General features: G+C 71.7%; 24 protein-coding genes, 1 tRNA gene, 1 other RNA gene and 1 pseudogene. 11 read left to right on the top strand and 16 right to left on the bottom strand.

What is annotated here, in order from left to right:
* Positions 1–151: 151 nt before the first annotated feature.
* The 5 genes from AMK19_RS01510 to ffs form a co-directional block, all read right to left on the bottom strand.
* Entirely contained in the window at positions 152–850 is a 699-nt protein-coding gene (locus AMK19_RS01510) for a DUF5063 domain-containing protein (protein ID WP_083646428.1), read from the bottom strand.
* Positions 843–1442, bottom strand: a complete 600-nt coding sequence (gene recR / locus AMK19_RS01505; protein WP_073808297.1) for a recombination mediator RecR — start codon at positions 1440–1442, stop codon at positions 843–845. The genes AMK19_RS01510 and recR overlap by 8 nt, the downstream gene beginning before the upstream one ends.
* A 213-nt stretch (positions 1443–1655) precedes the next feature.
* Positions 1656–2006 carry a YbaB/EbfC family nucleoid-associated protein gene (locus AMK19_RS01500; RefSeq protein ID WP_380477306.1) on the bottom strand — a complete coding sequence of 117 codons (351 nt, stop codon included), beginning with the start codon at positions 2004–2006 and terminating at the stop codon, positions 1656–1658.
* Positions 2007–2135: 129 nt separating this feature from the next.
* Positions 2136–4301 carry a DNA polymerase III subunit gamma and tau gene (locus AMK19_RS01495; RefSeq protein WP_073807385.1) on the bottom strand — a complete coding sequence of 722 codons (2166 nt, stop codon included), beginning with the start codon at positions 4299–4301 and terminating at the stop codon, positions 2136–2138.
* 65 nt (positions 4302–4366) lie between these two features.
* Positions 4367–4463: signal recognition particle sRNA small type (gene ffs / locus AMK19_RS01490), an RNA gene on the bottom strand.
* A gap of 128 nt (positions 4464–4591) precedes the next feature.
* Between ffs and AMK19_RS01485 the strand changes: the two genes are divergently transcribed.
* A tRNA-Ser gene (locus tag AMK19_RS01485) sits at positions 4592–4676 on the top strand.
* Positions 4677–4750: 74 nt separating this feature from the next.
* Here AMK19_RS01485 and AMK19_RS01480 read toward each other — a convergent pair.
* The 4 genes from AMK19_RS01480 to cseB all read right to left on the bottom strand — a co-directional run bounded on the left by AMK19_RS01480 (position 4751) and on the right by cseB (position 10390).
* Positions 4751–7309: an ABC transporter permease gene (locus tag AMK19_RS01480; RefSeq protein ID WP_073807383.1), complete on the bottom strand. Its 2559-nt coding sequence runs from the start codon at positions 7307–7309 to the stop codon at positions 4751–4753.
* A gap of 65 nt (positions 7310–7374) precedes the next feature.
* On the bottom strand, positions 7375–8109 hold the full coding sequence (locus tag AMK19_RS01475; protein ID WP_073808295.1) for an ABC transporter ATP-binding protein: 735 nt from the start codon (positions 8107–8109) through the stop codon (positions 7375–7377).
* Between the two features lie 305 nt (positions 8110–8414).
* The gene (locus tag AMK19_RS01470; RefSeq protein ID WP_073807382.1) at positions 8415–9713 is read right to left on the bottom strand and encodes a sensor histidine kinase; all 1299 of its coding nucleotides are present in this window, start codon (positions 9711–9713) and stop codon (positions 8415–8417) included.
* Positions 9714–9718: 5 nt separating this feature from the next.
* Positions 9719–10390, bottom strand: a complete 672-nt coding sequence (cseB, locus tag AMK19_RS01465; RefSeq protein ID WP_241844229.1) for a two-component system response regulator CseB — start codon at positions 10388–10390, stop codon at positions 9719–9721.
* A 597-nt stretch (positions 10391–10987) separates the two neighbouring features.
* On the opposite strand from cseB, the gene AMK19_RS36790 reads away from it, so the two are divergent.
* Together AMK19_RS36790 and AMK19_RS38530 are read left to right on the top strand one after the other, a co-directional pair.
* On the top strand, positions 10988–11287 hold the full coding sequence (locus tag AMK19_RS36790) for a helicase-associated domain-containing protein (protein ID WP_073807379.1): 300 nt from the start codon (positions 10988–10990) through the stop codon (positions 11285–11287).
* Positions 11284–11541: pseudogene (locus AMK19_RS38530) on the top strand (hypothetical protein); the annotation flags it as partial. The gene AMK19_RS36790 and the pseudogene AMK19_RS38530, both read left to right, overlap by 4 nt.
* Before the next feature lie 175 nt (positions 11542–11716).
* Here AMK19_RS38530 and AMK19_RS01455 read toward each other — a convergent pair.
* Together AMK19_RS01455 and AMK19_RS01450 are read right to left on the bottom strand one after the other, a co-directional pair.
* Entirely contained in the window at positions 11717–11995 is a 279-nt protein-coding gene (locus AMK19_RS01455; RefSeq protein WP_073807377.1) for a type II toxin-antitoxin system RelE family toxin, read from the bottom strand.
* Between the two features lie 3 nt (positions 11996–11998).
* Complete coding sequence (locus tag AMK19_RS01450) at positions 11999–12280, bottom strand: type II toxin-antitoxin system Phd/YefM family antitoxin (RefSeq protein ID WP_241844192.1); 282 nt, start codon at positions 12278–12280, stop codon at positions 11999–12001.
* Positions 12281–12737: 457 nt separating this feature from the next.
* On the opposite strand from AMK19_RS01450, the gene AMK19_RS35785 reads away from it, so the two are divergent.
* On the top strand, positions 12738–12899 hold the full coding sequence (locus AMK19_RS35785; protein ID WP_158071850.1) for a hypothetical protein: 162 nt from the start codon (positions 12738–12740) through the stop codon (positions 12897–12899).
* Between the two features lie 38 nt (positions 12900–12937).
* A protein-coding gene (locus tag AMK19_RS01440; RefSeq protein WP_443134986.1) for an IS5 family transposase occupies positions 12938–13866 on the top strand; the annotation gives its coding sequence in 2 pieces (ribosomal slippage) (positions 12938–13316 and positions 13316–13866; 930 coding nt in all).
* Positions 13867–13881: 15 nt separating this feature from the next.
* Here the strand turns inward: AMK19_RS01440 and AMK19_RS01435 are convergent.
* Positions 13882–14301 carry a DUF7144 family membrane protein gene (locus AMK19_RS01435; RefSeq protein ID WP_198953152.1) on the bottom strand — a complete coding sequence of 140 codons (420 nt, stop codon included), beginning with the start codon at positions 14299–14301 and terminating at the stop codon, positions 13882–13884.
* Positions 14302–14467: 166 nt separating this feature from the next.
* On the opposite strand from AMK19_RS01435, the gene AMK19_RS01430 reads away from it, so the two are divergent.
* The 3 genes from AMK19_RS01430 to AMK19_RS01420 all read left to right on the top strand — a co-directional run bounded on the left by AMK19_RS01430 (position 14468) and on the right by AMK19_RS01420 (position 15505).
* Positions 14468–14887 carry an NUDIX hydrolase gene (locus AMK19_RS01430; protein WP_073807372.1) on the top strand — a complete coding sequence of 140 codons (420 nt, stop codon included), beginning with the start codon at positions 14468–14470 and terminating at the stop codon, positions 14885–14887.
* A gap of 76 nt (positions 14888–14963) precedes the next feature.
* On the top strand, positions 14964–15242 hold the full coding sequence (locus AMK19_RS01425; protein WP_073807371.1) for a type II toxin-antitoxin system Phd/YefM family antitoxin: 279 nt from the start codon (positions 14964–14966) through the stop codon (positions 15240–15242).
* Positions 15239–15505 carry a Txe/YoeB family addiction module toxin gene (locus tag AMK19_RS01420; RefSeq protein ID WP_073807369.1) on the top strand — a complete coding sequence of 89 codons (267 nt, stop codon included), beginning with the start codon at positions 15239–15241 and terminating at the stop codon, positions 15503–15505. The genes AMK19_RS01425 and AMK19_RS01420 overlap by 4 nt, the downstream gene beginning before the upstream one ends.
* Positions 15506–15545: 40 nt before the next feature.
* On the opposite strand, the gene AMK19_RS01415 is transcribed toward AMK19_RS01420, so the two are convergent.
* On the bottom strand, positions 15546–19496 hold the full coding sequence (locus tag AMK19_RS01415; protein ID WP_083646426.1) for a Pls/PosA family non-ribosomal peptide synthetase: 3951 nt from the start codon (positions 19494–19496) through the stop codon (positions 15546–15548).
* Positions 19497–19954: 458 nt separating this feature from the next.
* Between AMK19_RS01415 and AMK19_RS01410 the strand changes: the two genes are divergently transcribed.
* Entirely contained in the window at positions 19955–20200 is a 246-nt protein-coding gene (locus AMK19_RS01410; RefSeq protein WP_073807368.1) for a hypothetical protein, read from the top strand.
* A gap of 172 nt (positions 20201–20372) precedes the next feature.
* Here AMK19_RS01410 and AMK19_RS01405 read toward each other — a convergent pair whose 3' ends face one another.
* Positions 20373–20834, bottom strand: coding sequence for an SRPBCC family protein (locus AMK19_RS01405; protein ID WP_073807366.1), 462 nt, complete (start codon positions 20832–20834; stop codon positions 20373–20375).
* A 96-nt stretch (positions 20835–20930) separates the two neighbouring features.
* Entirely contained in the window at positions 20931–21776 is an 846-nt protein-coding gene (locus AMK19_RS01400; RefSeq protein WP_073807365.1) for a helix-turn-helix transcriptional regulator, read from the bottom strand.
* Between the two features lie 152 nt (positions 21777–21928).
* Between AMK19_RS01400 and AMK19_RS01395 the strand changes: the two genes are divergently transcribed.
* Entirely contained in the window at positions 21929–22708 is a 780-nt protein-coding gene (locus AMK19_RS01395; protein ID WP_073807363.1) for an NAD(P)H-dependent oxidoreductase, read from the top strand.
* A gap of 120 nt (positions 22709–22828) precedes the next feature.
* Positions 22829–23380: a nuclear transport factor 2 family protein gene (locus tag AMK19_RS01390; protein ID WP_083646425.1), complete on the top strand. Its 552-nt coding sequence runs from the start codon at positions 22829–22831 to the stop codon at positions 23378–23380.
* A 134-nt stretch (positions 23381–23514) separates the two neighbouring features.
* On the opposite strand, the gene AMK19_RS01385 is transcribed toward AMK19_RS01390, so the two are convergent.
* Positions 23515–24417, bottom strand: a complete 903-nt coding sequence (locus AMK19_RS01385) for an AraC family transcriptional regulator (RefSeq protein WP_073807362.1) — start codon at positions 24415–24417, stop codon at positions 23515–23517.
* Positions 24418–24422: the final 5 nt, after the last annotated feature.

Here is a 24422-nt window from a genome sequence, read left to right as displayed (position 1 = left end):
ATCACCGTGGACCGTCAGGTCTGCGGGCCCGGACCGCCCGGCCCGAAGAATCGCCGCCGGGGCGCCGCCTCCGCGTCCGGAATCTTCGCCTCCGCCTCGGGGGGTGACGGATGCGTCACACTCCCCCCGTCGTCGCCGTCGCAGTGGGCTGCTACAGCCCGAGTTCGGCCGCCATCAGGTCGCCCGCCTGCTGCTCCAGCTGCTCGTCCGTCAACCCGTCGTCGTCGGTGTCCGCGCCGTCCGGCACCGCGCCCAGCGGCGAGTCCAGCCGCACGTGCGCGATCAGCGACTGCAGCGCGCGCAGCACCGCCGTGCAGGTCGAGCCCCAGTTGGACAGGTACGAGAACTGCCACCACCAGAGCGCCTCCGACACCCGGCCCTCGCGGTAGTGCGTCAGGCCGTGGCGCAGCTCGCTGACCACCCCCGCCAGGTCGTCCGAGATCCGGAACGCGCTGGGCTTCTCCGGCGGGCCGTACGGGTCGAACACCTCGTGGTAGACGTCGATCGGCGCCAGCAGCTCGGCGAGGCGCTCGCGCAGCTCCACGCCGTCCGGCTCCGGGCCGGCGTCCGGCTCGAAGCGGTCCTCGGGCAGGACGTCCTCGATCGCGCCCAGTCGGCCGCCCGCCAGCAGCAGCTGCGACACCTCCAGCAGCAGCAGCGAGATCGCGCTGCCGGGTTCGTCGCCCTTGGCGACCTCGGTGACGGCCAGGACGAAGCTCTCCACCGAGTCCGCGATCTGCACCGCGAAGTCGTCCGGGGCGTCCGTCCGGTGGGCGGTGTCCGTCCGGTGGTCGGTGTCGGGCCGCGGGGTGGTGTCGGGTCGGTGAGGGGTGTCGGTTCGGTCAGACATCGAGCAGTCGTCTCCCTTCGAACGCCCGGCCGAGGGTGACCTCGTCGGCGTACTCCAAGTCCCCGCCGACGGGCAGTCCGCTCGCCAGCCGGGTGACCTTGAGGCCCATCGGCTTGCACAGCCGGGCCAGGTAGGTCGCGGTCGCCTCCCCCTCCAGGTTGGGGTCGGTGGCCAGAATCAGCTCGGTGACCGTGCCGTCCGCGAGCCTGGTCATCAGCTCGCGGATCCGCAGGTCGTCCGGGCCGACCCCCTCGATCGGGCTGATCGCCCCGCCCAGCACGTGGTAGCGGCCGCGGAACTCACGCGTCCGCTCGATCGCCACCACGTCCTTGGACTCCTCCACCACGCAGATCACCGCGAGGTCGCGGCGCGGATCCAGGCAGACCCGGCACTGCTCGGACTCCGCGACGTTGCCGCAGACCGAGCAGAACCGCACCTTCTCCTTCACCTGCTGCAGCGCGAACGCCAGCCGCCGTACGTCCACCGGATCGGCCTGCAGGATGTGGAAGGCGATCCGCTGGGCGCTCTTCGGACCGACTCCGGGCAGCCTGCCCAGCTCGTCGATCAGGTCCTGCACCACGCCCTCGTACACCGCCACGCCTTCCTTCGACCGGGGTTCGCACTCCGGTGCCATCATCCAACGAATCGGGCGCCGGACACACCGCCCGACGCCCTACTGGCTCATAAATCACACAACTCGCGGTCAGCGAGCGTTCAGGCACCGCAGGGGGCCGTACGGCGTCCCTGCTCGACGCTGTGCGCGGCTCCGTGGCTCAGAGCCCCGGAGAGCCGGAGAGCCGGAGACTCAGAACGGGAGGCCGGGGATGCCGCCGCCGCCGAGGCCCTGGGCCAGCGGGCCCATCCGCTCCGCCTGGAGCTTCTGCGCCGTCGCGTTGGCGTCCCGGACCGCGGCCAGCACCAGGTCGCCCAGGGTCTCGGTGTCCTCCGGGTCGACCGCCGCCGGGGAGATCTTCACCGACGTCAGCTCGCCGGCGCCGGTCACCGTCACCTGCACCAGGCCGCCGCCCGCGGACCCCTGGACCTCGGTCTCGGCGAGCTCCTTCTGAGCCCGGCCGAGCTCCTCCTGCATCTTCTGCGCCTGCTTCAGCAACTGCTGCATGTTCGGCTGGCCACCAGGGAACACGGCATTCTCCATCTGTCCGTCGGCACTCACACCGCCGACGCGAACCACCGCAAGCGCCCGCGCCGGCACCTGCCCCCGAGCCTACGCGGCCGCCGGTCGGCCCCACGTCAGTTCCGGTGCGGCGCTCGCCCCCGGTGCGGCTCAGCCCGGGCGGTGGTGGATCTCTTCCAGCACCGTCGCGCCCAGCTCGCGGACGATCAGGTCCTGCGCGGAGAAAGCCTCCTCGTTCAAGTCCGGGTCGTCCGCCTCCGGGATGTCGTCCTCCGGGGCCACCGCGGGCGGGGCCTGCACCGGCGGGGCAGCCGGGGACTGCTGCACGGGCGGCGCGGGCGGTGCCGCGGCGGGCGGCGGGGCCTGCTGCGGGGCGGGGGCCGACGGCTGCGCTTGCGGCTGCGGGGCGGGCGGGGTCGGCTGCGCGGGGGCCGGCGGCTGCGGGGCGCGCGCCGGGGCACCCCAGCCGCCACCGGCCGGCGCGGCCGGCGGGGCGTACGAGACCGACGCGGACTGGCCGGACGGCGAGGAGGTGGCGCCCGACGGGTCGACGATGCACTCCACCCGCCAGTCCACGCCCAGCGCGTCCGTCAGCGCCTGCCGCAGCACCTCGTCGCTGTGACTGCCGACGAAGCTGTCCCGGGCGCCCGCGTTCACGAACGACACCTGCAGGGTGCTGCCGTCGAAGCCCGCGACCTGGCCGTTCTGGCTGAGCAGGATCCAGGTGAACCGGCGGCGGTTCTTCACCGCCTCCAGGATCTGCGGCCACATCTGGCGGATCTGCGCCGCGCCCTGCTGCGCCGCCACCGAGGGCTGCGCGGCGGACGGCGCGGGGGCGACGGGCTGCGGGGCCGGGGCCTGCGGTTGTGCCTGCGGCTGCGGCTGTGCTTGCGGCTGCGGGGCGGGCGGGGTCGGCTGCGAGGTCTGGTCGGCCGGGGGGAAGCTGCGCGGGATCGGCCAGGCGCCCGGGGCCGGGCCCGACGGCGCGGGGGCCGGGGCGGGCACGGGTGCGGGGGCCGGCACGGGGGCGGGTGCGGGTGCTGCGGGTGCGGGTGCTGCGAGGGCCGGGGCCGGGGCAGCCGGGGTCTGGACCGCCGGCGGTACGGGGGCCTCGACCGGCGCGGGCTGGAACGCCATCGGCGCGGCGAACCCGCCGGTGGCGGCGCGACGCTCCAGCTTGTCCAGCCGGGCCTGCGTCGACAGCTCGTCCCCGTACGCGCCGGGCAGCATCACCCGGGCGCAGATCAGCTCCAGCTGCAGCCGCGGTGCGGCGTTGCCGCGCATCTCGGTCAGGCCGGTGTTGACCAGGTCCGCGGCGCGGCTCAGTTCGGCCCGGCCGAAGCGGTCGGCCTGGGCCTGCATCACGGCGACCCGGTCGGCCGGGGCGTCGATCAGACCCTTCTCCCCGGCGTCCGGCACTGTGGCGAGGATCACCAGGTCGCGCAGCCGCTCCAGCAGGTCGGCGACGAAACGCCGAGGGTCGTGGCCGCCCTCGACCACCCGGTCGATCACCTGGAAGACCGTCGCGCCGTCCTGCGCCGCGAACGCGTCCACCACCTCGTCCAGCAGCGAGGAGTCGGTGTACCCGAGCAGCGAGGTGGCCATCTGGTACGTCACGCCGGCCTCGCCGGCACCCGCGAGCAGCTGGTCCATCACCGACATCGAGTCACGCACCGAACCGGCGCCGGCCCGCACCACCAGCGGGAACACCGGGTCCTCGACCTGGATGCCCTCGCGTCCGCACACCTGCACCAGGTAGTCGCGCAGCGTGCCGGGCGGCACCAGCCGGAACGGGTAGTGGTGGGTGCGGGACCGGATCGTCCCGATCACCTTCTCCGGCTCGGTGGTGGCGAAGATGAACTTCAGGTGCTCCGGCGGCTCCTCCACCACCTTCAGCAGCGCGTTGAAGCCGGCCGAGGTCACCATGTGCGCCTCGTCCAGGATGAAGATCTTGTAGCGGCTGTGCACCGGCGCGAAGAACGCCCGTTCCCGCAGCTCACGTGCGTCGTCCACACCACCGTGCGACGCCGCGTCGATCTCGATCACGTCGATCGAACCCGGCCCGCCGGTCGCCAGGTCGCGGCACGACTGGCACTCACCGCACGGCTCCGGGGTCGGGCCCTGCTCGCAGTTCAGGCAGCGGGCCAGGATGCGGGCACTGGTCGTCTTTCCACAGCCGCGCGGCCCGCTGAACAGGTACGCGTGGTTGACCCGGTTGTTGCGCAGGGCCTGCTGGAGCGGGACGGTCACGTGCTCCTGCCCGATGACCTCCGCGAAGGTCTCGGGGCGGTAGCGGCGGTACAGGGCTAGGGACACGCCACCGACGATATCGGGACCAACCGACAAACGTGGCCTCCCCACCACCCACCGGCCCCCGAAAACGCAAGGACCCCTCGTGCACCCGCCAGAGCCCTCCTACCCTTGCTGCCTTCCGGCCCTGGGGGGGTTCAGAGAGATGACGCCACACGAGGGGCTGCCCCAAGAGTAGCGGATCCCGGCCCCCACTCCCCCCACCCACCCCAATCTCCGATCCGCAGGCCACCCCCACCGCCCACCTGCAAGACCGTGGTCGCAACCACCCCTCAACATGTACTAAGCTCTCCCACGGAGGATTCGCCTAGAGGCCTAGGGCGCACGCTTGGAAAGCGTGTTGGGGGCAACCCCTCACGAGTTCGAATCTCGTATCCTCCGCCTTCACGAAGGCCCCGACCGCTCAGCGGTCGGGGCCTTCGTTGTTCCGCGATTGCTGTGCCGGAGGCCCGGAGTCACGTCTCCGCGACGGCTTCGAGCGGCTTCAGGGCGGCTGCCCGGCGGGCCGGTACGGCGGCAGCGAGAGCGCCGACCGCGAGGGACAGCAGGCAGACGAGGAGCAGGGTCCCCCAGGGCAGTGCCAGGGAGTACTGCTTCACTGCGCCGTTGGCCAGCGCTCCGACGGCCCAGGCACCGAACAGGCCGCCGGCCAGGCCGAGCAGGGTGCCGAAGCCCGCGACGGTCACCGCTTCCAGGCGGATCATCCGCCGGACGCCCGCGCGGTCCATGCCGATGGCGCGCAGTACGCCGATCTCGCGGGTTCGTTCGGCGACCGAGATGGCCAAGGTGTTCACGATGCCGAGCCCCGCGATCACGACGCCGATGGCGAGCAGCCCGTACATCAGGGTCAGCAGGTTGCCCATGGTGCCCGCGGCCTCGCGGACGAGTGCGGGCCGGTCCTGCACCTTCAGCAGCGGGTTGTGGCCGACGGCGGCACGCAGCCGGTCCTCGGTGGCAGGGGAGACCGAGCCGGGGTCGGTGCGGACCAGGATCCGCTGGACGGAGTGCGGCAGGAAGCCGTCCTGCTGCACCTCGGTGCGGGCGCCGAGGGCGTCGTGGGCGGTGGGATTGTCCTGGTAGACGCCCACGACGGTGTACTTGGCGAAGGTCTGGCTCCGGCCGATGGTGGCGTCGACCTGGCTGCCGGTGCTCAGGCCGTTCTCCCGGGCGATGGTGCTGGAGACGGCGATCCGGCCGGGCCCGAGGTCCTTCGCGGAGCCGCTGAGGAAGTCGAGCTTCATGACGTCGTTCACGGAGTCGGGGTCGACACCGGAGATGTCACGGACCCGGCCGCCGATGAACAGGACGGAGTCCGCGACGGCGCTCGCGGCCCGCACCCCGGCGGTTTGGGTGACTCGCTGGACGGCGGCCGGGTCGACCCCGGTCGTGGTGGTGCGGGTGCTGATCACGTATTCGGCACCGAGGCCGGCCGAGGCCTGACGGTCGAGCGCCTGCCCGGTGGAGTTGCCGATGACAGTGAGGCCGGTCACCAGCGCGGTGCTGACCAGCAGGGTGGCGGCGGTGGCGGCAGTGCGTCGCGGGTCGCGCAGCGCGTTCTGCTGTGCGAGGTGACCGGTGATCCCGGAACGGCCGGTCAGGCGGCCGATCAGCCGGATCGCCGGGACAGCGAGTAGCGGCGCCAGCACGATCAGGGCGAGGACGAGGACGCCGCAGCCGAGCATCGCGCTGCGCAGGTTCCCCTCCGAGGCGTCCTTCGCGCCGGTGAGCGGGACGAGCAGGACGACGCCCGGAGTGAGGAGGGCGAGCCCCGCGACGGCGCGGATGCGGAACCGGTCGGCGGGCGGCTGCTGCGCCGTACGCAACGCCTCGACGGGCGCGACGCGTGCGGCCTTGCGAGCAGGCAGCCAGGCGGCGAGCACGGTGACCCCCACCCCGACGCCGAGCGCCGCCAGGACGGGGCGCGGGCCGACAACCAGCGGGCCGTCGGGCAGCAGCTCCCCGCCAGTGCTCAGCAGGCCGGGCAGGACAGCGGCGATGCCGAGGCCGAGGACGAACCCGGCCGCCGAGGCGGCGAGCCCGACCAGGACAGCCTCCACGAGGACGGAACGGACCACCTGACGGCGTGAGGCTCCGATCGCCCGAAGCAACGCGATCTCCCGGGTGCGCCGGGTGACAAGCATGGTGAAGGTATTGATGACCAGGAAGGACCCGATGAACAGCGCGATTCCGGCGAAGACCATCGGCATCTTCTGGTAGCCCCGGGTCAGGGTGCTGACGTAGACCGCCTGCTGGGCGGCCCGGGCGGCGGCGGTGGTGACCTCGGCCCTGTCGGGCGGGATCACGGCGGCGACCCGCCGGGCGAGTTCGGACTGGCCGGTGCCGGCCGCGGCGGACAGATCGATCGCGGTGTAGTGGCCCGAAGTGGCGAACAGTTGCTGGGCGGTCGCCCGGTCGAACAGGACGAGGGTGCCGCCCGCAATCACCTGGGTGTCCGTGGTGGTGACGATGCCGACGAGCCGCATGGTCATGGCCGGGCCGTCGGTAGCCAGCGTGACCGAGTCACCGACGTGCAGGTGCCCGGCGGCAGCGGTGCCACTGTCCACGGCGATCTCGTCGCCGCCTGCCGGGGCACGGCCTGCGGTGAGGGGGTAGCGGCGGTCCTTGCCGTCGGGGCCGGGTACGTAGGCGGCGGCCGGGTTCGCGCCCGGCCTGACGCGCAACGGGGTGCCGTCCGCCGCGTTCAGGGCGGCCCAGCCGTCGACGGACGGTCGCACGGCGGCGACACCGGGGACGGCGGCCAGTCGCCGGGCGAGCACGTCGTCGAGGACGCTGTCCGGCTGGTCCGCAGCGGCCCCGGCCGGGGCCTGTTGCGCGGTGACGGTGACCGCGATGTCGGCGAAGTTCCTCGACGCGGCGGCGCGGTAGGCGGCCGCGGCCGAGTCCGCGAAGACGAGGGTGCCGCTGGCGAATGCGACACCCAGGCAGACCGCGAGGACGGTCATGACCAGTCGGGCCTTGTGCGCCAGGACGTTGCGCACGGCTGTTCTCAGCATGGGTTCGGCTTCCGGGAGCGTGGGAGGGACAGGGCGTGGGAGGGACGGGGATGTGCGGGCGCGGGTCAGCTGGTGCGGGCGCGGGTGTCGAAGCGCTTCATGACGTCGAGGATCCGGTCCGGGGTGGGGCGGGTCATCTCGTCGACAAGCCGTCCGTCGGAGAGGAACACCACGCGGTCGGCGTAGCCGGCGGCGACGGGGTCGTGGGTGACCATGACCACGGTCTGGCCGAGTTCGCGCACCGAGTCGCGCAGGAAACCGAGGACCTCGGCACCGGAGCGGGAGTCGAGGTTGCCGGTGGGCTCGTCGCCGAAAATGATCGCGGGCCGCGAAGCGAGGGCGCGGGCGACCGCGACGCGCTGCTGCTGACCGCCGGACAACTGCGCGGGCCGGTGGTCGAGGCGCCCGGAGAGGCCGACCATGGAGACCACGCGGTCCAGCCATTGCTGGTCGGGGTGGCGGCCGGCGATGCTCAGCGGCAGCGTGATGTTCTCCAGCGCGGTCAGCGTCGGCAGCAGGTTGAACGCCTGGAAGACGAAGCCGATCCGGTCGCGGCGCAGCCGGGTCAGCGGCCGGTCGCGCAAGGCGCCCAGTTCGGTGGTGCCGATGCGGACGCTGCCGGAGGTGGGGGTGTCGAGCCCGGCGGCGCAGTGCATCAGAGTGGACTTGCCGCAGCCGGAGGGGCCCATGATCGCGGTGAACTCGCTCTCCCGGAAGCCGATGCTGACCCGATCCAGGGCCACGACCCGGGTGTCGCCGCCGCCGTAGACCTTCGTCAGGTCGGTGGTGGCGGCCGCGATCCCGGGGGCCGGGTTCGGCGGGTACGGAGTGAGGGGGACGGTGGTCACGGGGACTCCTCTTTGGGTGCGGACGGTGCACTTCGAAGGGTGTCCGGGCGACGTATCGAGACCCGCGCCGGCATGTATCGGCGTCCGCTCCGCTTCGTAGCAGTTCGGTGGGCGGAGTTCGGGGCCGGTGGGTGCCGCGATGCCGACAAGAGCCAGGACTTCCCGGCGGGCTGCCAGCTCCGAGGAATGTCTCCGGGTCTGCGCGACCGCGTATCGGCGGCTGCTCCGCTCGGTGGCAGTTCTGCGGAGCCGGGCGGTCAGGCCGGCAGGCGCAGAGTGGTGACAGCCCCACCGTCCGGGGCGTTGTCCAGGCGAAGCTCGGCACCGAGCAGCCGAGCCTGTCCGAGGGCAATGGTCAGGCCCAGGCCGTGGCCCGAACCGCGCTCGGCAGCACCGGTGTGGAAGCGACGCGGGCCGTGGAGCAGCAGGTCCGCCGGGAAGCCGAGGCCGTGGTCGCGCACCACGACGGTGCGGCCCTCGACGGTGACCCGCACCGGGGCCCGTCCGTGGCGGTGGGCGTTGACGACGAGGTTGCTGACGATCCGTTCGAGGCGGCGCGGGTCGGTCTCCACGGTCGTGGCGTCCTCCGGGCCAGGCGCGGCGGCCGGGCCGTGCGCGGCGGCCGGGCCGTGCGCGGCGGCGACGGTGACCTCGGCTTCGAGGCCGGTGCGCGCCACGGCATCGGCGACGACCTCGCCGAGCGGAACCCGGGCGCGGACCGGCTGCTCGGCCCCGGCGTCCAGGCGGGAGATCTCGAGGAGATCCTCGACCAGGGCGCGCAGGTCGCGCACCCTGGCGCGGAGCAGGTCCTCGGTCTCGCCGGACGGCAACAGGTCGACGGTGGCCAGCAGGCCGCCGACGGGTGTGCGCAGCTCGTGAGCCACGTCCGCGGTGAACTGGCGCTCGATGCGCAGCCGTCGGCCGAGGCTGTCGGCCATGAGATCGACGGTGGCCGCGATGTCGGCGACCTCGTCGTTACCCCCGGTGGGCCCGGTCCGGGCATCGAGGTCACCGGCGGAGATCCGGACCGCGGTTTCGGAGACCTGCCGCAGCCGACGGGCGACCAGCCCGGCGCCGTAGACGGCGAGAGGTGTGGCCGCCGCAAGCGCGACCAGCGACGCGACGGTCATGGTCAGGTCGAGCCGGTGCAGTCCGTAGAGTTCCGGGCCCATGTTGACCCGGACGGCGAGGACCGGGCTGCCGGGGCCGGCGGTTCGCTGGGCGGCCCAGACACTCGGACCGAGGGGTCCGTCGACCCGCCCGTCGTAGACCGTGTGCCGGGCGTCGTCGGCCGGGTGGCGCAGCGCGGCGGGCAGCTCGGCCGGGTCGAGTTCGGCTCCGTCCGCCAGAGTTCCGGTGCGTCGGTGGACATCCATGGCCGAGTACACGACGTTGAAGGCCTGCGCCTCGGCCCGGTCCCGGATGTCGCGGGCGGTCCACAGGTGCACGAGCACGCCCACCGCCGCCACGACCAGGCAGGCCGTGGCCGCCGCCAGCGCGGCGATCTTCCACCGCAGGGACGCCCGGGCCGGCCGCGGCCGGCGGAACCCGCGCACCGGGCTCAGCGCCTGAACTTGTAGCCGAAGCCGCGGACCGTCTCGATCCGCTCTCGCCCCAGCTTCCTGCGCAGCCGCTGCACGCACAGGTCCACGACCCGGCTGTCGCCGTCCCAGCCGTAGTCCCAGACGTTGCGCAGCAGGGTGTGCCGCTCCAGAACCACGCCCGGGTGTGCGGCGAACTCCAGGAGCAGCTTCAGCTCGGTCGGGGTGAGCGCCACCGGTTCTCCGGCGACGGCCACCTCCAGTCCGGCAATGTCGAGGCGCAGGTCCCCGAACACCAGCACCTCCCCGTCGACGGGCGGCACCTCGGCAGTGACGCGCTCGGGCTGAGAGGCGGCGGCCGGCGGGTAGGTGGCCCGCCGCAGCAACGAGCGGATGCGTGCGACCAGCACGTAGGTGTCCACGGGCTTGACCACGTAGTCGTCCGCCCCGGCCTCCAGGCCGGCGACGACGTCGAGCCCGTCGCCACGGGCGGACATCATCAGGACGGGTACCAGGCTGGTCTCTCGGACTCTCCTGCACAGGCCGATCCCGTCCAGTCCAGGCAACATCACGTCGAGGATCAGCAGGTCGAAACTCCCGTCACGGAAAATCTCCAGCCCGCTCAGGCCGTCGGCGGCGGCCGCCATCTCGTAGCCGTAGCGTTCCAGCGCGACGGTGAAGGACCGGCGCATCAGGTCGTCGTCCTCCACCAGCAGCACGCGGACCGGGCGCGAGCAAGCCCCGGCCGGAGCGGAAGATGACACGGGCGGATGGCTCCTGTTCGAACGGTCCGGTGATCAGCCGACCGCCCACGGGACGGCAGCCATACGGGGACGATACGGCAGACACCGAACACGCCCCCCGACGCGCGGCAGGACCTGCGGCACCATTCCCACACCCCCTCTCCTGCACGAAACCCCAGGTCAGCCCAGGTGTGATTGGCCCGACCGCCGAGGAGGGCCGCCGCGCTCCCGCACCCTGTGCACCCCTTCGCACGGACCGGCGCGCCTATTCGATGGACAACCGAGCGCTCCCTGATACCCACCTGATACAGACCTCGTCGGCCCCGGCGACACCCTCCTGACCACTGCCGGGAACTCCCCCAGGACGCCACGCCGTTCGCCACGCTGATCCGCGAGGCGGAACTGCTCGGCACTCTCGCTCTCGAGGCGCTGTCCCCCATCGGAACCGCGCTGCTCGCCGGTGACACCCGCGCACTGGCCGACGTCTGTCGACAACTGCTGCCCGCCGCCAGCGGGACCGCCCGCTTCGGCAGCGATTTCACGGCCGTGGTCGCCGGAACGCCGCCGACAGGCTTGGTCGTGCTGTTGGACTCCGCCGCGGACCGGGAAACCGCCGGGACCGCGTCCGTGTGGCGGTTCAGCCCGGGAAGCGTCCGCCGCGCCCTCGACGCGGGCCTGACCCCCGACGCGATCACGGCCGACCTGACCGGCGTTGCCGTCGAGCCGTTTCCCCAGCCACTCTCGTACCTGATTCAAGACACCGCCCGGCGACCCCGGTCCCGTCCCCGCGCCTGCCCGGCGGCAGGTCCCGGCCGCAGCAGGCAGGGAACCGCACCGTCGACGTGAACGCCCTCGCCATCCGGCTGCTGGCCGGCCTGCAGGACATCCCGGAGCCCTACCCACGGGACGGCCGCCCCTACGACAGCGACACCGAAGAGATCATCGCCGGGTACGCACGCAACCTGTGCTTCGCCGACGTCCGCCAGCTTGACCAAGCGGTCAACGAGGGCCTGGCGGTCACCAACGAGTACATCGCCACCTCCGGCAGCGATACCGTCCGCACCCTCAGCCGTCTGGATCTCGACCCGCCTTACCTCCAGGCGTGGTGCCATCTGCGAAACGACGAGCGCGTGTTCACCCTGTCCCGGATCCACGGGGTGATGCCCGTGCAGCCAACGCCTTGGGCGTCTCGCCTCTCGCATCGCGGTCGGCACGGAGCCACCCCCTCGTCGGCCTCCTGTCCCGGGACCTCCGGTTGGGCGGCCGAGGTCGGGCCTACAGGTTGCGGTAGACATCGCGGCGGTTGCCGACGGTCAGGATCCACACGATCAGTTGGCCGTCTTCAACCGTGTATACGACGCGACAGTCGCCGACCCGCAGTCGCCAACGTGCACTGTGCCCCTGAAGGGCTTTGACATCGAAGCCCCCGGTATCCCCATCGTCCAGCGCCCTCTGGAGATCAGTGAGGCGATGCAGGATACGCACCGCATCAGGCCGGGGAATCTTGAGCATGTCCCGCTGGGCGTGCGGGGTGAACCGCGTGACGTAGCCCATGGCTCAGGCGTGGTGGTCGCGGAGCATCGCGGCCATCTCTTCGAGCGAAACGGATCCGTCGAGCCCTTCGGCCTCCGCCTCGTCGGCCAACCGGTTGAGCCAGGCGTCTTCGGCCTGCTCCGCCAATTTGCGCAGGTGCTGGTACTCACGGATGTCGATCACCACGGCTTCCTGCTTGCCGCGCCGCGTGATGATCGTCGGGGTTTCGTCCCTGCGCGCGCGATCGAGGACATCCGCAAGGTGACTGCGGACCTCGGCCATGGATTCGATCACCGGCTCGCTCATGCAACGAATGTAACAGATGTACATCCATGCCATCTGTGTTGGCAGTACTCGATGGCCCGAGCACGCATGACGCCAAGCTCGACTGGTTGCAGTCCTGGTTGCATTCACCCCCGTTCAGCACCATCCAAAGCCCAGCCGCGGGTCGCTCCGCCGCAGGCCAGACCCCCTACGGACGTCCCCGGACGGCCGGGCGGACAGTTGGAAGGCGTGTTGGGGGGCAACCCCTCACGAGTTCGAATCTCGTATCCTCCGCCTCCGCCCGCCAGGGCAAGCGAAGGCCCCTTGAACTCGAGCTCGCGGTCGGGGCCTTCGTCGTCTCGTGGCCTCAGTTGGCGCTTTGGGCCACGTCGGCCCGTCCCAACCAGGGGTCCCACTGGCAGATCGAGGAAGCCGACATCACCGGCCGTCGCGCCGCCCTGGTCGACGACGTCGCGCGTTCGACAGCCAACTTCTCACCATGGCGCGGACGTTGTGGATGGCCGGGTCCCCGATCACCGACGTGATGTGCATCCTGGAACGCCCGCTCGGCGGTCGACAGACGCTGGCCGGGTACGCGATGTCGGCACTCGGGCGGCGACGCGGCCATCCCCACCACCTGCAAGCGCCGCTGCAGTACTAGACAGTGTCCTGGCGATCAGTTGAGTCGTTGATATGACTATGGGGAGTAGGAGTGATCTGACGGATGCCCAGTGGGAGCGGCTGGAGCCGTATCTGCCGGTGAGCAACGGGCGCTGTGGCAGGTGGCGGGACCATCACCAGGTCGTGAACGGGGTGCTGGACCGGATACGCACGGGCGTGCAGTGGCGTGATCTTCCGGAGCGGTACGGGCCGTGGAAGACGGTGCACGAGCGGCATCGCCGCTGGTCGGCGGACGGGACGTGGGAGATGCTCCTGCGGCGGGTCCAGGCCGGGGCGGACGCGGCGGGCGAGGTCGACTGGGACGTGTCGGTCGACTCGACGTCCGTGCGCGCGCATCACCACGCCGCCGGCACACGGCACGCTCCGCCGCCCGCCCTCAAAGGGGGCTCCGCCCGGGCGGTCAGAGCCGCTCGGATCCGGGCGGAACTGATCGACCGGCTGGTGGAGGTGGTGCGGGAGGCGAGGCGCTCGGCCGCTCGCGCGGCGGGTTCACCAGCAAGATCCACCTGAGCGCGGACGGCCGCTGCCGGGTGCTCTCGCTGGTCATCACACCCGGGCAGTGCGCCGACTGCACCCGGTTCGAAGCGGTCCTGGAAGGGATCCGCGTGCCGCGGCTCGGCTGCGGCAGGCCGCGCACCAAGCCTGACAGCGTCAGCGCGGACAAGGGCTACAGCAACCGTCGAACCCGCCGCTACCTGCGCAGACGCGGAATCCGGCACGTCATCCCCGAGAAGCGCGACCAGGCTGCCGGCCGGGCCCGACGCGGCCGCGCGGGCGGCCGGCCGGCCGGCTTCGACAAGCACCGCTACAAGAAGCGCAACACCGTCGAGCGGGCGATCAACAAGCTCAAGACCTTCCGCGCGGTTGCGACCAGATTCGACAAGCGCGGCTACGTCTACCTCGGCACCGTCACCGCAGCCGCACTCGTCATCTGGCTTCGCTCATGATCGCCAGGACACTGCCTAGGCGGGGTACAGCTGGAATCTGCTCAGTGCCCAAATGACGAGCAGATCGAGGGTCATCACGGGAATCGACCACACCGGGTAGTACGGAATGAACATGAACTGGGTGATCAGACTGATCGCAGCCGCCGTCAGCCCGGCCCATCGCCCCCATGCCTGGCCGGCCAGCACCCCGATACCGGCGGCGGACAGCCACACACCGATCACCAGATGGATCCAACCCCAGGAGGTCAGGTTGAACTGGTAGGCATAGCCGGACGAGGAGAACAGGCTGTCCTGTGCGATGCCGGCCGCACCCAGGAGAATGCTCAAGGTCCCGCTGACCGACAGCCCGATCCCGGCGAACATCGACGCGCCACTTACGGTCGTGTTGGTGGCACCTCCCGTCTGCCCGCGCCGTTCGTGTGAGCCCTGCACCATGACCGTCGCCTTTCTTCCCGGCACGACACACTCACGCGTCACGCTCCATGGAAGTCTCACCCGGAGTAACGAGTCGCTACAGGCGCGACACGCAGTTCCGCGTCCCGCTTCATTCCCGTCGATGCGTTCTTCCCGCCCATCCCGGCCACCCTAGAGGAGCCGCAGAATGGCTGAGCCGACCAGCACCAAGCCGGGCATCGCCGCCGCCATCGTGGTCCAGGGCGGCCGCGTCCTGATGGTCCAGCGCCGCATCGCCGAGGGCGAGCTGTCGTGGCAGTTCCCGGCCGGTGAGATCGAGGCCGGCGAGACGCCGGAGGAAGCCGCCGTCCGTGAGACCGCGGAGGAGGTCGGCCTGACGGTGAAGGCCGTAGAACTGCTCGGCGAGCGCGTGCACCCGAAGACCGGCCGGCAGATGTCGTACACCGCCTGCGAAGTGGTGGCCGGCACGGCGACGGTGGTCGACACCGAGGAGCTCGCCGAGCTGGCGTGGATCACGTACGAGCAGGTCGCCGAGTACGTGCCGTACGGACTGTTCGAACCGGTGCAGGCATACCTGGACGCCAAGATGCAGCCGGAGATCTCCTGACCCAAACCGCAGCCCAACACTCGATCTGCCCCACCTTCCTGACCCCGCTCGACAGGTGTACGTTATTCTGTACGCTATGAAGACGATGAGTGCCACCGAGCTGCGCGGCAACCTCGCCGCTGCGCTGGACGCCGTCGAGAGTGACGCCGAAGAGCTCGTCATCACGCGTGCCGGCCACGAGCCGCTGGTCATCGTCTCGTTGGCCGAGTACGCCTCGCTCCGCGAGACCGACTACCTGCTGCGGTCTCCGGCCAACGCCGACCACCTTCGCCGCTCTCTTCAGGAGTACCGGGAAGGCCGTGCGGTGACCCGCGAACTGATCGACCCCGAGGACCTCACCGAGCAGAGCGCGTGAAGGTCCGGTTCACCGAACACGGCTGGAACGACTACCTGTCCTGGCAGGCAGACGATCGCCGCCTCCTCAAGCGCATCAATCTGCTGATCGACGACATTCGCCGGAACGGCAACGGGGGCATCGGCAGACCCGAACCCCTGCGGTACGAGCTCGCTGGGGCCTGGTCCCGCCGAATCGACCAGGAGCACCGCCTGGTCTACGTCCTTGACGAGCAGGCCGACGCCCTGTGCGTCATCGCCTGCTGCTACCACTACGGCACGTAGGGCCCGCCCGGGAGAGACGCGCCCCGTCTGGTCTCGGGTGCTACGGGTGGACCGGTCGTTGCCGGCGGTGCTGCTGCGACGGGCCGGGCGCGTGGGCGGTCGGCCAGGCGGCCACCGGGTTGCCGATCCACCGGGTGCTGGCCGGGATCGACTCCCCGCGCATCGCCAGCGAGGCCCCGCCGATCGAGGCGTCGGCCCCGATCGTGGCCCCGAGCAGCACGATCGAGTTGGGCCCGAGGGTGGCGCCCTCGTCCAGTTCCACGGGGCCCAGCCGCATCACCCGGTCGTGGAACAGGTGGGTCTGCAGCACGGTGCCGCGGTTGACGCTGGCACCGGGGCCGATGGTGACCAGGTCGGCCTCCGGCAGCCAGTGCGTCTCGCACCAGGCGCCGCGGCCGACCTTGGCGCCGAGACTGCGCAGCCACAGGTTGAGGTAGGGCGTGCCGAGCAGGGTGCGGCCGCCCCATGGCATGGCCAGCTCCTCGACGAAGGTGTCGTAGAGCTCGTTGCGCCAGACGAAACTGGACCAGAGCGGGTGCTCGCCGCTGCGGAACCGGCCGACCAGCAGCCACTTGGCGAGTGTGGTGACCAGGCAGGCGGCCAGGGTCGCGCCGGCCAGCACGATCCCGCCGACGGCCAGCGCCGCGGCCAGGCCGTCCTGGTCGATCACCTCGTTCAGCGCGCCGAAGACCAGGTCGCCCAGGATCACCGTGAGCACCACCGGCAGCAGCCGGCACAGCTCCACGCAGGCCCGGGCCAGCATCAGCCGACGCGGCGGGTCGTAGGTGCGCCCCTCGTCGGCCTCGTCGGCCACCCGGGGCAGCTCGATGCCGGGTCGGCCGAACCAGGAGGAGCCGGGCGCGGCCTTGGCGGGCGCGTCGGAGAGCACCCCGACCAGAGCCCGGTCGGGCAGCTCGCGGTCGGCGCCGACGATGCCGGAGTTGCCGACGAAGGCCCGCCGGCCGATCCGGGAAGGGCCGATCCGAAGCCAGCCGCCGCGTACCTCGAACGGGGCGATCAGGGTGTCGTCGGCGAGGAAGGCGCCGTCGTCCACGGACATCTGGCCGGGCAGCGCCAGCACTGTGGAGGCTTCCACCCGGCTGCCGATCCTGGCCCCGAGCAGCCGCAGCCAGACCGGGGTGAAGAGGCTGGCGTAGAACGGGAAGAGGGTGCGGCGGGCGGTGTCCATCAGCCTGTTGACGGCCCAGACGCACCAGGCGACCTTGCCGTGCGCCGGGTGGTGGCCGGGCTTGATCGGCACGCTGAAGATCCGGATCAGCAGCACCAGCAGCAGCGCGTAGACCGCCAGGGTCATGACCGTCAACTCCAAGCTGAAAGACACAAGTTGGAGCAGCGCACTGCCGAGCGTGGGATCAGTGTCGAGCATCGGGTAGAGCACCAGCAGCCCGGGCACGGCGGCGAGCAGCGGCAGCAGGGTGAAGCCGAACAGGCCGAGGCCGTAGGCGAGGTTCCAGAAGCCCCCGTGGCGGCGGGCTCGGCCCGGGGCGGGCCAGGGTTCGCCCGGTTCGCTGCTGGGGCGGGCGGGCGCGCCGTGGTAGCGCCGGCCGGCCGGGACGGCGTCGAGCACGCAGCTGCCGGGGGCGACCTCGGCGGCGGCGCCGATCCGGGCACCGGGCATCAGGGTGGCCCGGGCGCCGATCCGGGCACCGGCGCCGATCTCGATCGAGCCGAGGTGCAGCAGGTCTCCGTCCAGCCACCAGCCGGCCAGGTCCACGCCCGGTTCCACCGAGCAGGCGGCACCGAAGCCGGCCAGGCCGGTGATCGGCGGCAGGGCATGCAGGTGGACGCCCCGGCCGACCTTGCAGCCGAGCAGCCGGGCGTAGTGCCGGGCCCACGGGGTGCCGATCAGGTCGCCGGCGCCGAACGCCACGGCGGCCCGTTCGGCGGCCCAGAGCCGCAGATGGACCAGGCCGCCGCGGGGGTAGCTGCCGGGACGCAGCCGGGCGGTGAGCAGCCGGGCGCTGAGGGTGGTCAGCAGCAGGCGGCCGATGGAGCTGGAGAACACCAACAGGCCGGTGATGATCAGCCACCAGGGGGTGTGCGGGGCCCAGTTGAGCCGGCCACCCATCAGGTTGTCCACCCCGGCGACGGCGAGTACCCAGCGCACGCTGGTGACGGTGTAGAGGACGGCGAGCACCAGGGTCTGGCCGACCGCGGTCCAGCGGGGGGTGCGGCGTACCCGGCGCTGTCGGTCGGGTCCGCCGTCCTGGCCGTCCAGTACGGCGGCGAGGTCGGCGAGCACCGGGTTGGCGTACAGGTCGGCGACCGAGAGGCTGGGGAACCTGGCGCGCAGCACCGAGATCAGCCGGGCCGCGACCAGGCTGGAGCCGCCGAGCGCGAAGAAGTCGCTGTCGGCGCGGACCGGCAGGCCGAGGGTGGCCTCCCACTGCTCGGCGAGCCAGCCGGCGGTGCCGGTGAGCCGGGCCCGGTCGCCGCCGTCGCCCGCGCCGAGGCCGGGCAGCGGCCAGGGCAGGGCGTTGCGGTCGACCTTGCCGGAGGTCTTGGTGGGCAGGTGGTCGACGACGGCGAGCAGCGGGACCAGGGCAGCGGGCAGACGTTCCTGCAGGAGTTTGCGGGCCAGGGCGAGGTCGGGATCCACCCCGGGGTGCGGCACCAGGTAGCCGACCAGCAGTTGGGTGCCGCCCGGGTTGGTGCGCACGGCTGCGGCGGCGGCCCGGGCCTCGGGCAGCGACTGCAGGGCGGCGTCCACCTCGCCGAGCTCGATCCGCCGGCCCCCGAGCTTGACCTGCTCGTCGGCGCGGCCGACGAAGAGCAGGCCGCGCGGGTCGGCCACCACCAGGTCGCCGCTGCGGTAGACCCGCCCGCCGGGCAGCGCGGGGTGCGCGGTGAACTTCTCCGCGTCCTTGGCCGGGTCCAGGTAGCGGGCGGTGCCGATGCCGCTGATCAGCAGTTCGCCGGTCTCGCCCCAGCCGACCGGGTACCCGGCCTCGTTGACCACTGCGAGCTGCCAGCCGTCCAACGGGGCGCCGATCCGCACCGGTTCGCCGGGCAGCATCCGGGCGGCGGTGGCGACCACGGTGGTCTCGGTGGGGCCGTAGGTGTTCCAGAACTCGCGGTGCGGGGCGGCGACCCGGTGCACCAGGTCGGGCGGGCAGGCCTCGCCGCCGACGATGACCAGCCGGACCCGGTCCAGGCACTCCTGGGGCCAGAGCGCGAGCAGGGTGGGCACGGTGGAGATCGCAGTGATGGCGCGTTCGACCAGCCAGGGGCCGAGGTCCGTGCCGGCCTTGACCAGCGAGCGCGGGGCCGGGACCAGGCAGGCGCCGTACCGCCAGGCCAGCCACATCTCCTCGCAGGAGGCGTCGAAGGCGACCGAGAGGCCTGCCAGCACCCGGTCTCCTGGACCGAGCGGGTGCTGCTGGAGGAATATCCGCGCCTCGGCGTCCACGAAGGCGGCTGCGGAGCGGTGGGTGACCGCCACGCCCTTGGGGCGGCCGGTGGTGCCGGAGGTGAAGATGATCCAGGCGTCGTCGTCCAGTGACGGGCCGGCGGCCCGGCCGACGGGCGGGACGGCCCGATTCAGGACGACCTGCCGGTCGGCGCCGATCACGGCACAGACCCGGGCGTCCTGCCAGATCATCTCGGCCCGCTCGTCGGGGTCGTCGGCGTCCACCGGCACGTAGGCGGCACCGGCGGCGAGCACCGCGAGGATCGAGACGTACAGATCGGCGCAGCCGGAGGGGACTCGGACGCCGACCCGGTCGCCGGCGCCGATCCCCCGGTGGGTGAACCAGTTCGCCAGAGTGCCCACCTCGTGGAGCAGCGCCTGGTAGTCGAGCACCGTGCCGCCGGCGTCCAGGGCCGGAGCCCGGGGAAACGCCTGCGCGGTGGCGGACAGGATGTCGAGCAGGGTGCGCGCCTGGGGCACCGGGGTCACGGGCCAGACGGCGACCTCACGAGCGGACCGGTGCGGATGCGCGGTGGGCACCGGGTCGTGGCTCGCAGCCATGGGGTATCTCCTCGAGTCTGTGAACTGCCGAATACGAAGCTGGCGGGGCCGAGTATTGAACCGGAACGACTGCAGGCGATTTTTCAGGATGGACAGCATGCCCATTCACTCTGCCCGAGACCGAAGCTTTCCCGAGCATGCAACCGCGAAATCAAAGCAATTTCTCATCTAGCCCAGAGGGCCCTTCGACCCCGATCGGATCGGATGCAGAAATCGACACCATGGCAGCAAAGTACCTGGTCAGCACGCCCACCGAGGTCGTCGACCCACCCTCTCGGGCGATATGGATTTTCGGCGAACCCGCAGCTCGGCGACGGAGAGAAGGCCGCCACCTGAAGCAGACCTTAACGGGCGATAAAGTCATTACCAAATACGGTTGGATTCTTTAGACAAGCCCGAGCGCCCTGCACCACAAGAGATATTCACATAATGTGATTTTCCACTGTTGAAGCTCAAGAGTGAGGGCTGTACGGGCCGCTGCCGTCGGCCAGAGCTGGTCGTCCGATCACTGGCACCTGTTGGAGGACGCCCCCGACCTGACGGTCTGGGCGGTCGCCCGGCAGCTGCCGTTCGACCGGTTGCACTGCGACCAGCACGACCCTGCGGCACCGGCGTGGGAGGAGATCTACTGGTACAAGCTGCTCGAAGCTGCGGGCATGAGTCACCAGCGCGAAAGCTCTCCGCCGGTTCCGGGGAATCCTTGATCTCCGGAGTAGGCAGGCGTCCCCGGGCGCACATCAGGACGTAGCCCTGGAGGTCGGGTCGGCTGATGGTGACGGTTTCGCACCCGGGTGTGCGGGCGTCGCCGTCGAGGGCGATGTACGGAGGGGCAAAGGGAGAGCCGGGTTGCCGGTGGGCCGTCGGCGTTTTTCTGGGTCAGGTGGGGTTGTTCAGTCGGTGGGCCAGGACTCGGGCGCGTTCGGTCTGTACGGCTCCGGCTTTGCCGGCTGCGTAGTGGAGCAGGCCGAAGGGGGTGTGCAGGCGCAGGGTGTCGGCGATGCGGGAGCTGCCGTCGGGGCGGGCGGTGATGGTGAAGCGGTAGGTCATCCGTACTCCGCCGGGGCTGGCCACCTCGCCGCCGACTGTCGCTGTGTCGGGCAGGTGGGTGTCTTCGGTGCGGATGGTGACCTGGATGACGTTGTCGTGCTGGAGCAGGCCGAGGAAGCGGAAGCGTTCGACGGCCGCGTAGTGCGTCACTCCGTTCTCGCGGCGTATGTCCCGTACGTCGACGAGCAGCGGGGAGAGGCCGATGTAGTTCTGGGGTTCCGCGAGGTGGGCGAGCACGGTGGCGGGTGGTGCCGCGATGTCGTAGGTGCGGCTCAGTTCGGTGCTGGGCACGTCCGGCTCCCCGTCCGATTCGGCTCCGGCCGTCGCCGTGGGACGGGGCGGCCGATGGTCGGTGGCATCATCCCGCCGCTCCTGGCCGGCTGTCACTCAGGAGAACGAGGGGGTCGAGGAGGTCGAGGGGGTGGTGGTCGGGGGGTCGAGGGTGGCGAGGAGGCGGAGGGCGTTTTGGGCGGGGGTGCCGGGGGGTGCGGAGAGGACGAGGAGTTCGATGCCGGACTCGTCGGGGAGGGCGAAGTTCTCCTGGTGGAGTTCGAGCAGGCCGACCAGGGGGTGCTGGTAGGCCTTGCGGCCGTGGGTGCGGGCGCGGACGTCGGCGCGGGCCCAGAGGCGGCGGAAGCGGTCGCTGCCCATGGCGAGTTCGCCGATGAGGGAGGCCAGGCGCGGGTCGTCGGGGTACTTGCCGGCGGCCAGGCGGAGGTGGCCGACCACGTCGCGGGTGCAGCTCTCCCAGTCGGCGTAGAGGCCGCGTTCGGCTTCGTCGAGGAAGATGTGGCGGGCGGTGTTCAGGCCCGGTGCGGGGCGGCCGAGGAGGAGTGCGGCGAGGCGGTTGCAGGCGAGGACGTCCAGCCGGTGGTTCATGATCAGCGCGGGTGCGTCGGGGACCAGGTCGAGGACGCGCAGCAGCTCCGGGCGGATCCGGGCGGCCGGGGTCTTCGTGGTGCGGCGGCGCTGGCGGGCGAGGCGGTAGAGGTGCTCGCGTTCGGTCCCGTCGAGGTCGAGGACGCGGGCCAGCGCGTCGAGGACCTGCTCGGAGGGCTGGGTGGCGCGGCCCTGCTCCAGGCGCACGTAGTAGTCGACGCTGACGCCGGACAGGTGCGCGACCTCTTCGCGGCGCAGCCCTGCGACCCGCCGGCGGTTGTCGGTGGGGATGCCGACGGTGGCCGGGTCGACCCGGGAGCGTCGGGTCCGCAGGAAGCCCGCGAGATCGTCCATGGGCTCAAGTATGGGTACGGGCGGCGCCGTTGAGGGTGGTCCTGCCGGTACCAGGAAGTCCGGTCCGACGGTGGCGGGGGCCCTGAACGGCGGGCGGCGGAACGTCCAGGATCGAGGGCGTCGAAGGCATCCGAACCGATGAGGGAGTTCCCATGAAGACGCTGATCGTCCACGCCCACCCGGAGCCGAAGTCGCTGAACGGCGCGCTGAAGGACCTGGCGGTGTCCACCCTGGAGGCGGCCGGGCACGAGGTGCGGGTGAGCGACCTGTACGCGATGGGCTGGAAGGCGGTGGTGGACGCCGAGGACTACGGCCCGCAGGCGTCGAACCCGCTGAAGGTCGCGCTGGACTCGGGGCGGGCGTTCGAGGCCGGGACGCTCTCCGCGGACGTCCTCGCCGAGCAGGAGAAGCTGCTGTGGGCCGACACGATCATCTTCCAGTTCCCGCTGTGGTGGTACTCGATGCCCGCGATCCTGAAGGGCTGGGTGGACCGGGTGTTCACCTACCGCTTCGCGTACGGCGTCGGCGAGCACAGTGCCACCAAGTACGGCGAGCGTTTCGGCGAGGGCACCCTCGCGGGCCGGCGGGCGCTGCTGTCGGTGACGGTCGGCGGACCCGAGTCGCACTATGCCGCGCGCGGCATCAACGGGCCCATCGACGACCTGCTGTTCCCGTTCCAGCACGGCATCCTCTACTACCCCGGCGTCGAGGTGCTGCCGCCGTTCGTCCTGTACGGCGCGGACCGGCTGACCGAGGAGGCGTACCCGGGCATCGCCGAGGCGTGGAAGCGGCGGCTGCTCACTCTGGAGTCGACCGGGCCGATCGCCTTCCGACCGCAGAACTTCGGCGACTACGAGCTGCCGTCGCTGCTCCTGAAGGAGGGGCTGGAGCCGGCGGGCCGCCAGGGTTTCGGGCTGCACGTGCGCGGCTGACCGCCTGGTACTTGGCGCCTGGTACTTGGCGCTTGGCACTTGATCTGAAGCGGGCTTGAAGTTCTAGCCTCGCCGGTGTGCGGCCGGGGCGGCCGCTCTCGTCCCCTGGGAGGTACGGACATGAGCATCAGCACTGCGGAGTTCGCCGCGCTCGAACGTCGGGTTCAGGCCCTGGCCGACCGCGCCGAGATCGCCTCTCTCGTCGACGGCTATCTGATCAGCCTCGACACGGTGCCCCGGGACGGGGGGCGGTTCGACGAGGCGTGGGCGCGGCGGTACTTCACGTCCGATGTACGGATCAGCACACCGGTGGGCGACCACCAGGGGATCGAGGGACTGGCCGAGGCCGAGCAGGCCACCCTCGGCAAGTTCGAACGCACCCAGCACGTCGGCGCCAACTACCTGATCGCCCTCGACGGCGACCGGGCCACCGTCCGCTGGAGCGCCATCATGACCCACGTCCACCTCGCCACCACCCAGCAGGCCCGCGGTGAGGCCCCCGGCGGCCACTTCGACGTCGGCGGCACCTTCACCGGCGAGGCCGTCCGCACCTCGGACGGCTGGCGGCTGCGCAGCCTCGACGTCCAGGCGGTGTGGACGACCGGTCAGGGCCCGCTCGCCTTGACCCCGAAGGCCGAGGCGACGCTGCGCGAACTCGCAGACGGTGCCTGACGGCGCTCGACGGCACTTGACGGCACTTGGCCAGCGCGGCCGGATCACGCTGGTGGGTTGGGACGCCACCTACCCGAACACATACCGCAAGGTGCTGCCGGTGGAGCCGACCGGGACGGCGGCGGCTGGGCCGGTCAACGGCTGCGGTAGCGCCCGGGGGTGGTGCCGAACTCGCGCAGGAAGGCGTGGGAGAGGGCGTAGGGCGTGCCGTAGCCGACCTGGCGGGCGATGGCGGCGAGGGGGTCGGGGGTGTCGCGGAGGCGGGCGGCGGCCAGGGCGAGCCGCCACCAGGTGAGGTAGGCCATCGGGGGGCGGCCGATCAGGGTAGTGAACCGGCGGGCGAGGGTGGCGCGGGAGACGCCGACCTCCGCGGCCAGCCGGTCGTTGGTCCAGGGGGCGGCCGGGTCCGCGTGCAGGGCGCGGACCGCGGCCGCCGTCACCGGGTCGGCGAGGGCGGCCGGCCAGGCGCCGGCGGAGTCCTCGGCGAGGCGGGCTCGGACCATGTAGACGAGCAGCAGGTCGAGCAGGCTCGGCACGGCGATCCCGGAGCCGGGCCGGTGGCCGTTCAGCTCGCGCCCCAACAGGTCGATGGCGGACCGCAGTTCGGGGTGGTGGCCGACCCGGTTGGGCAGGTGGACGACGTCCGGGAGTTCCGCGAGCAGCGGGTGTGCGCGGCTGTGGTCCAGGCGGTACTTGCCGCACAGCAGCTCCACCTCGCCGGGGCTGCCGGGCGGCACCTTCGGCAGCTCGCCGGCGAACTCCTCGAAGGGGACGGCGTGTTGGGCCCTGGAAGGATCGGCCTCGGCGTCCGCGAGCACGTGGCCCGCGCCGCGCGGGAGCAGCACCGCGTCGCCGGCCGCGAGGGTCAGGGCAATGCCGTCCGCGCCGAACAGTCGGCAGCCACCCGAGAGGACGACGTGGAATCCCGCGCCGTCGTAGGGCGCGAAACGGGCACACCAACTCCCGCTCACCCGTACGCGGTTGGAGGAGGGTCGTCCGATCCGGACGGTCGATATCGCGTCGCTGACCACATCCATGGCGG

Source organism: Kitasatospora sp. CB01950, from assembly GCF_001905465.1.
In the GTDB taxonomy this organism is placed as follows: domain Bacteria; phylum Actinomycetota; class Actinomycetes; order Streptomycetales; family Streptomycetaceae; genus Kitasatospora.
This window is presented reverse-complemented; position numbering and strand designations above follow the sequence as displayed.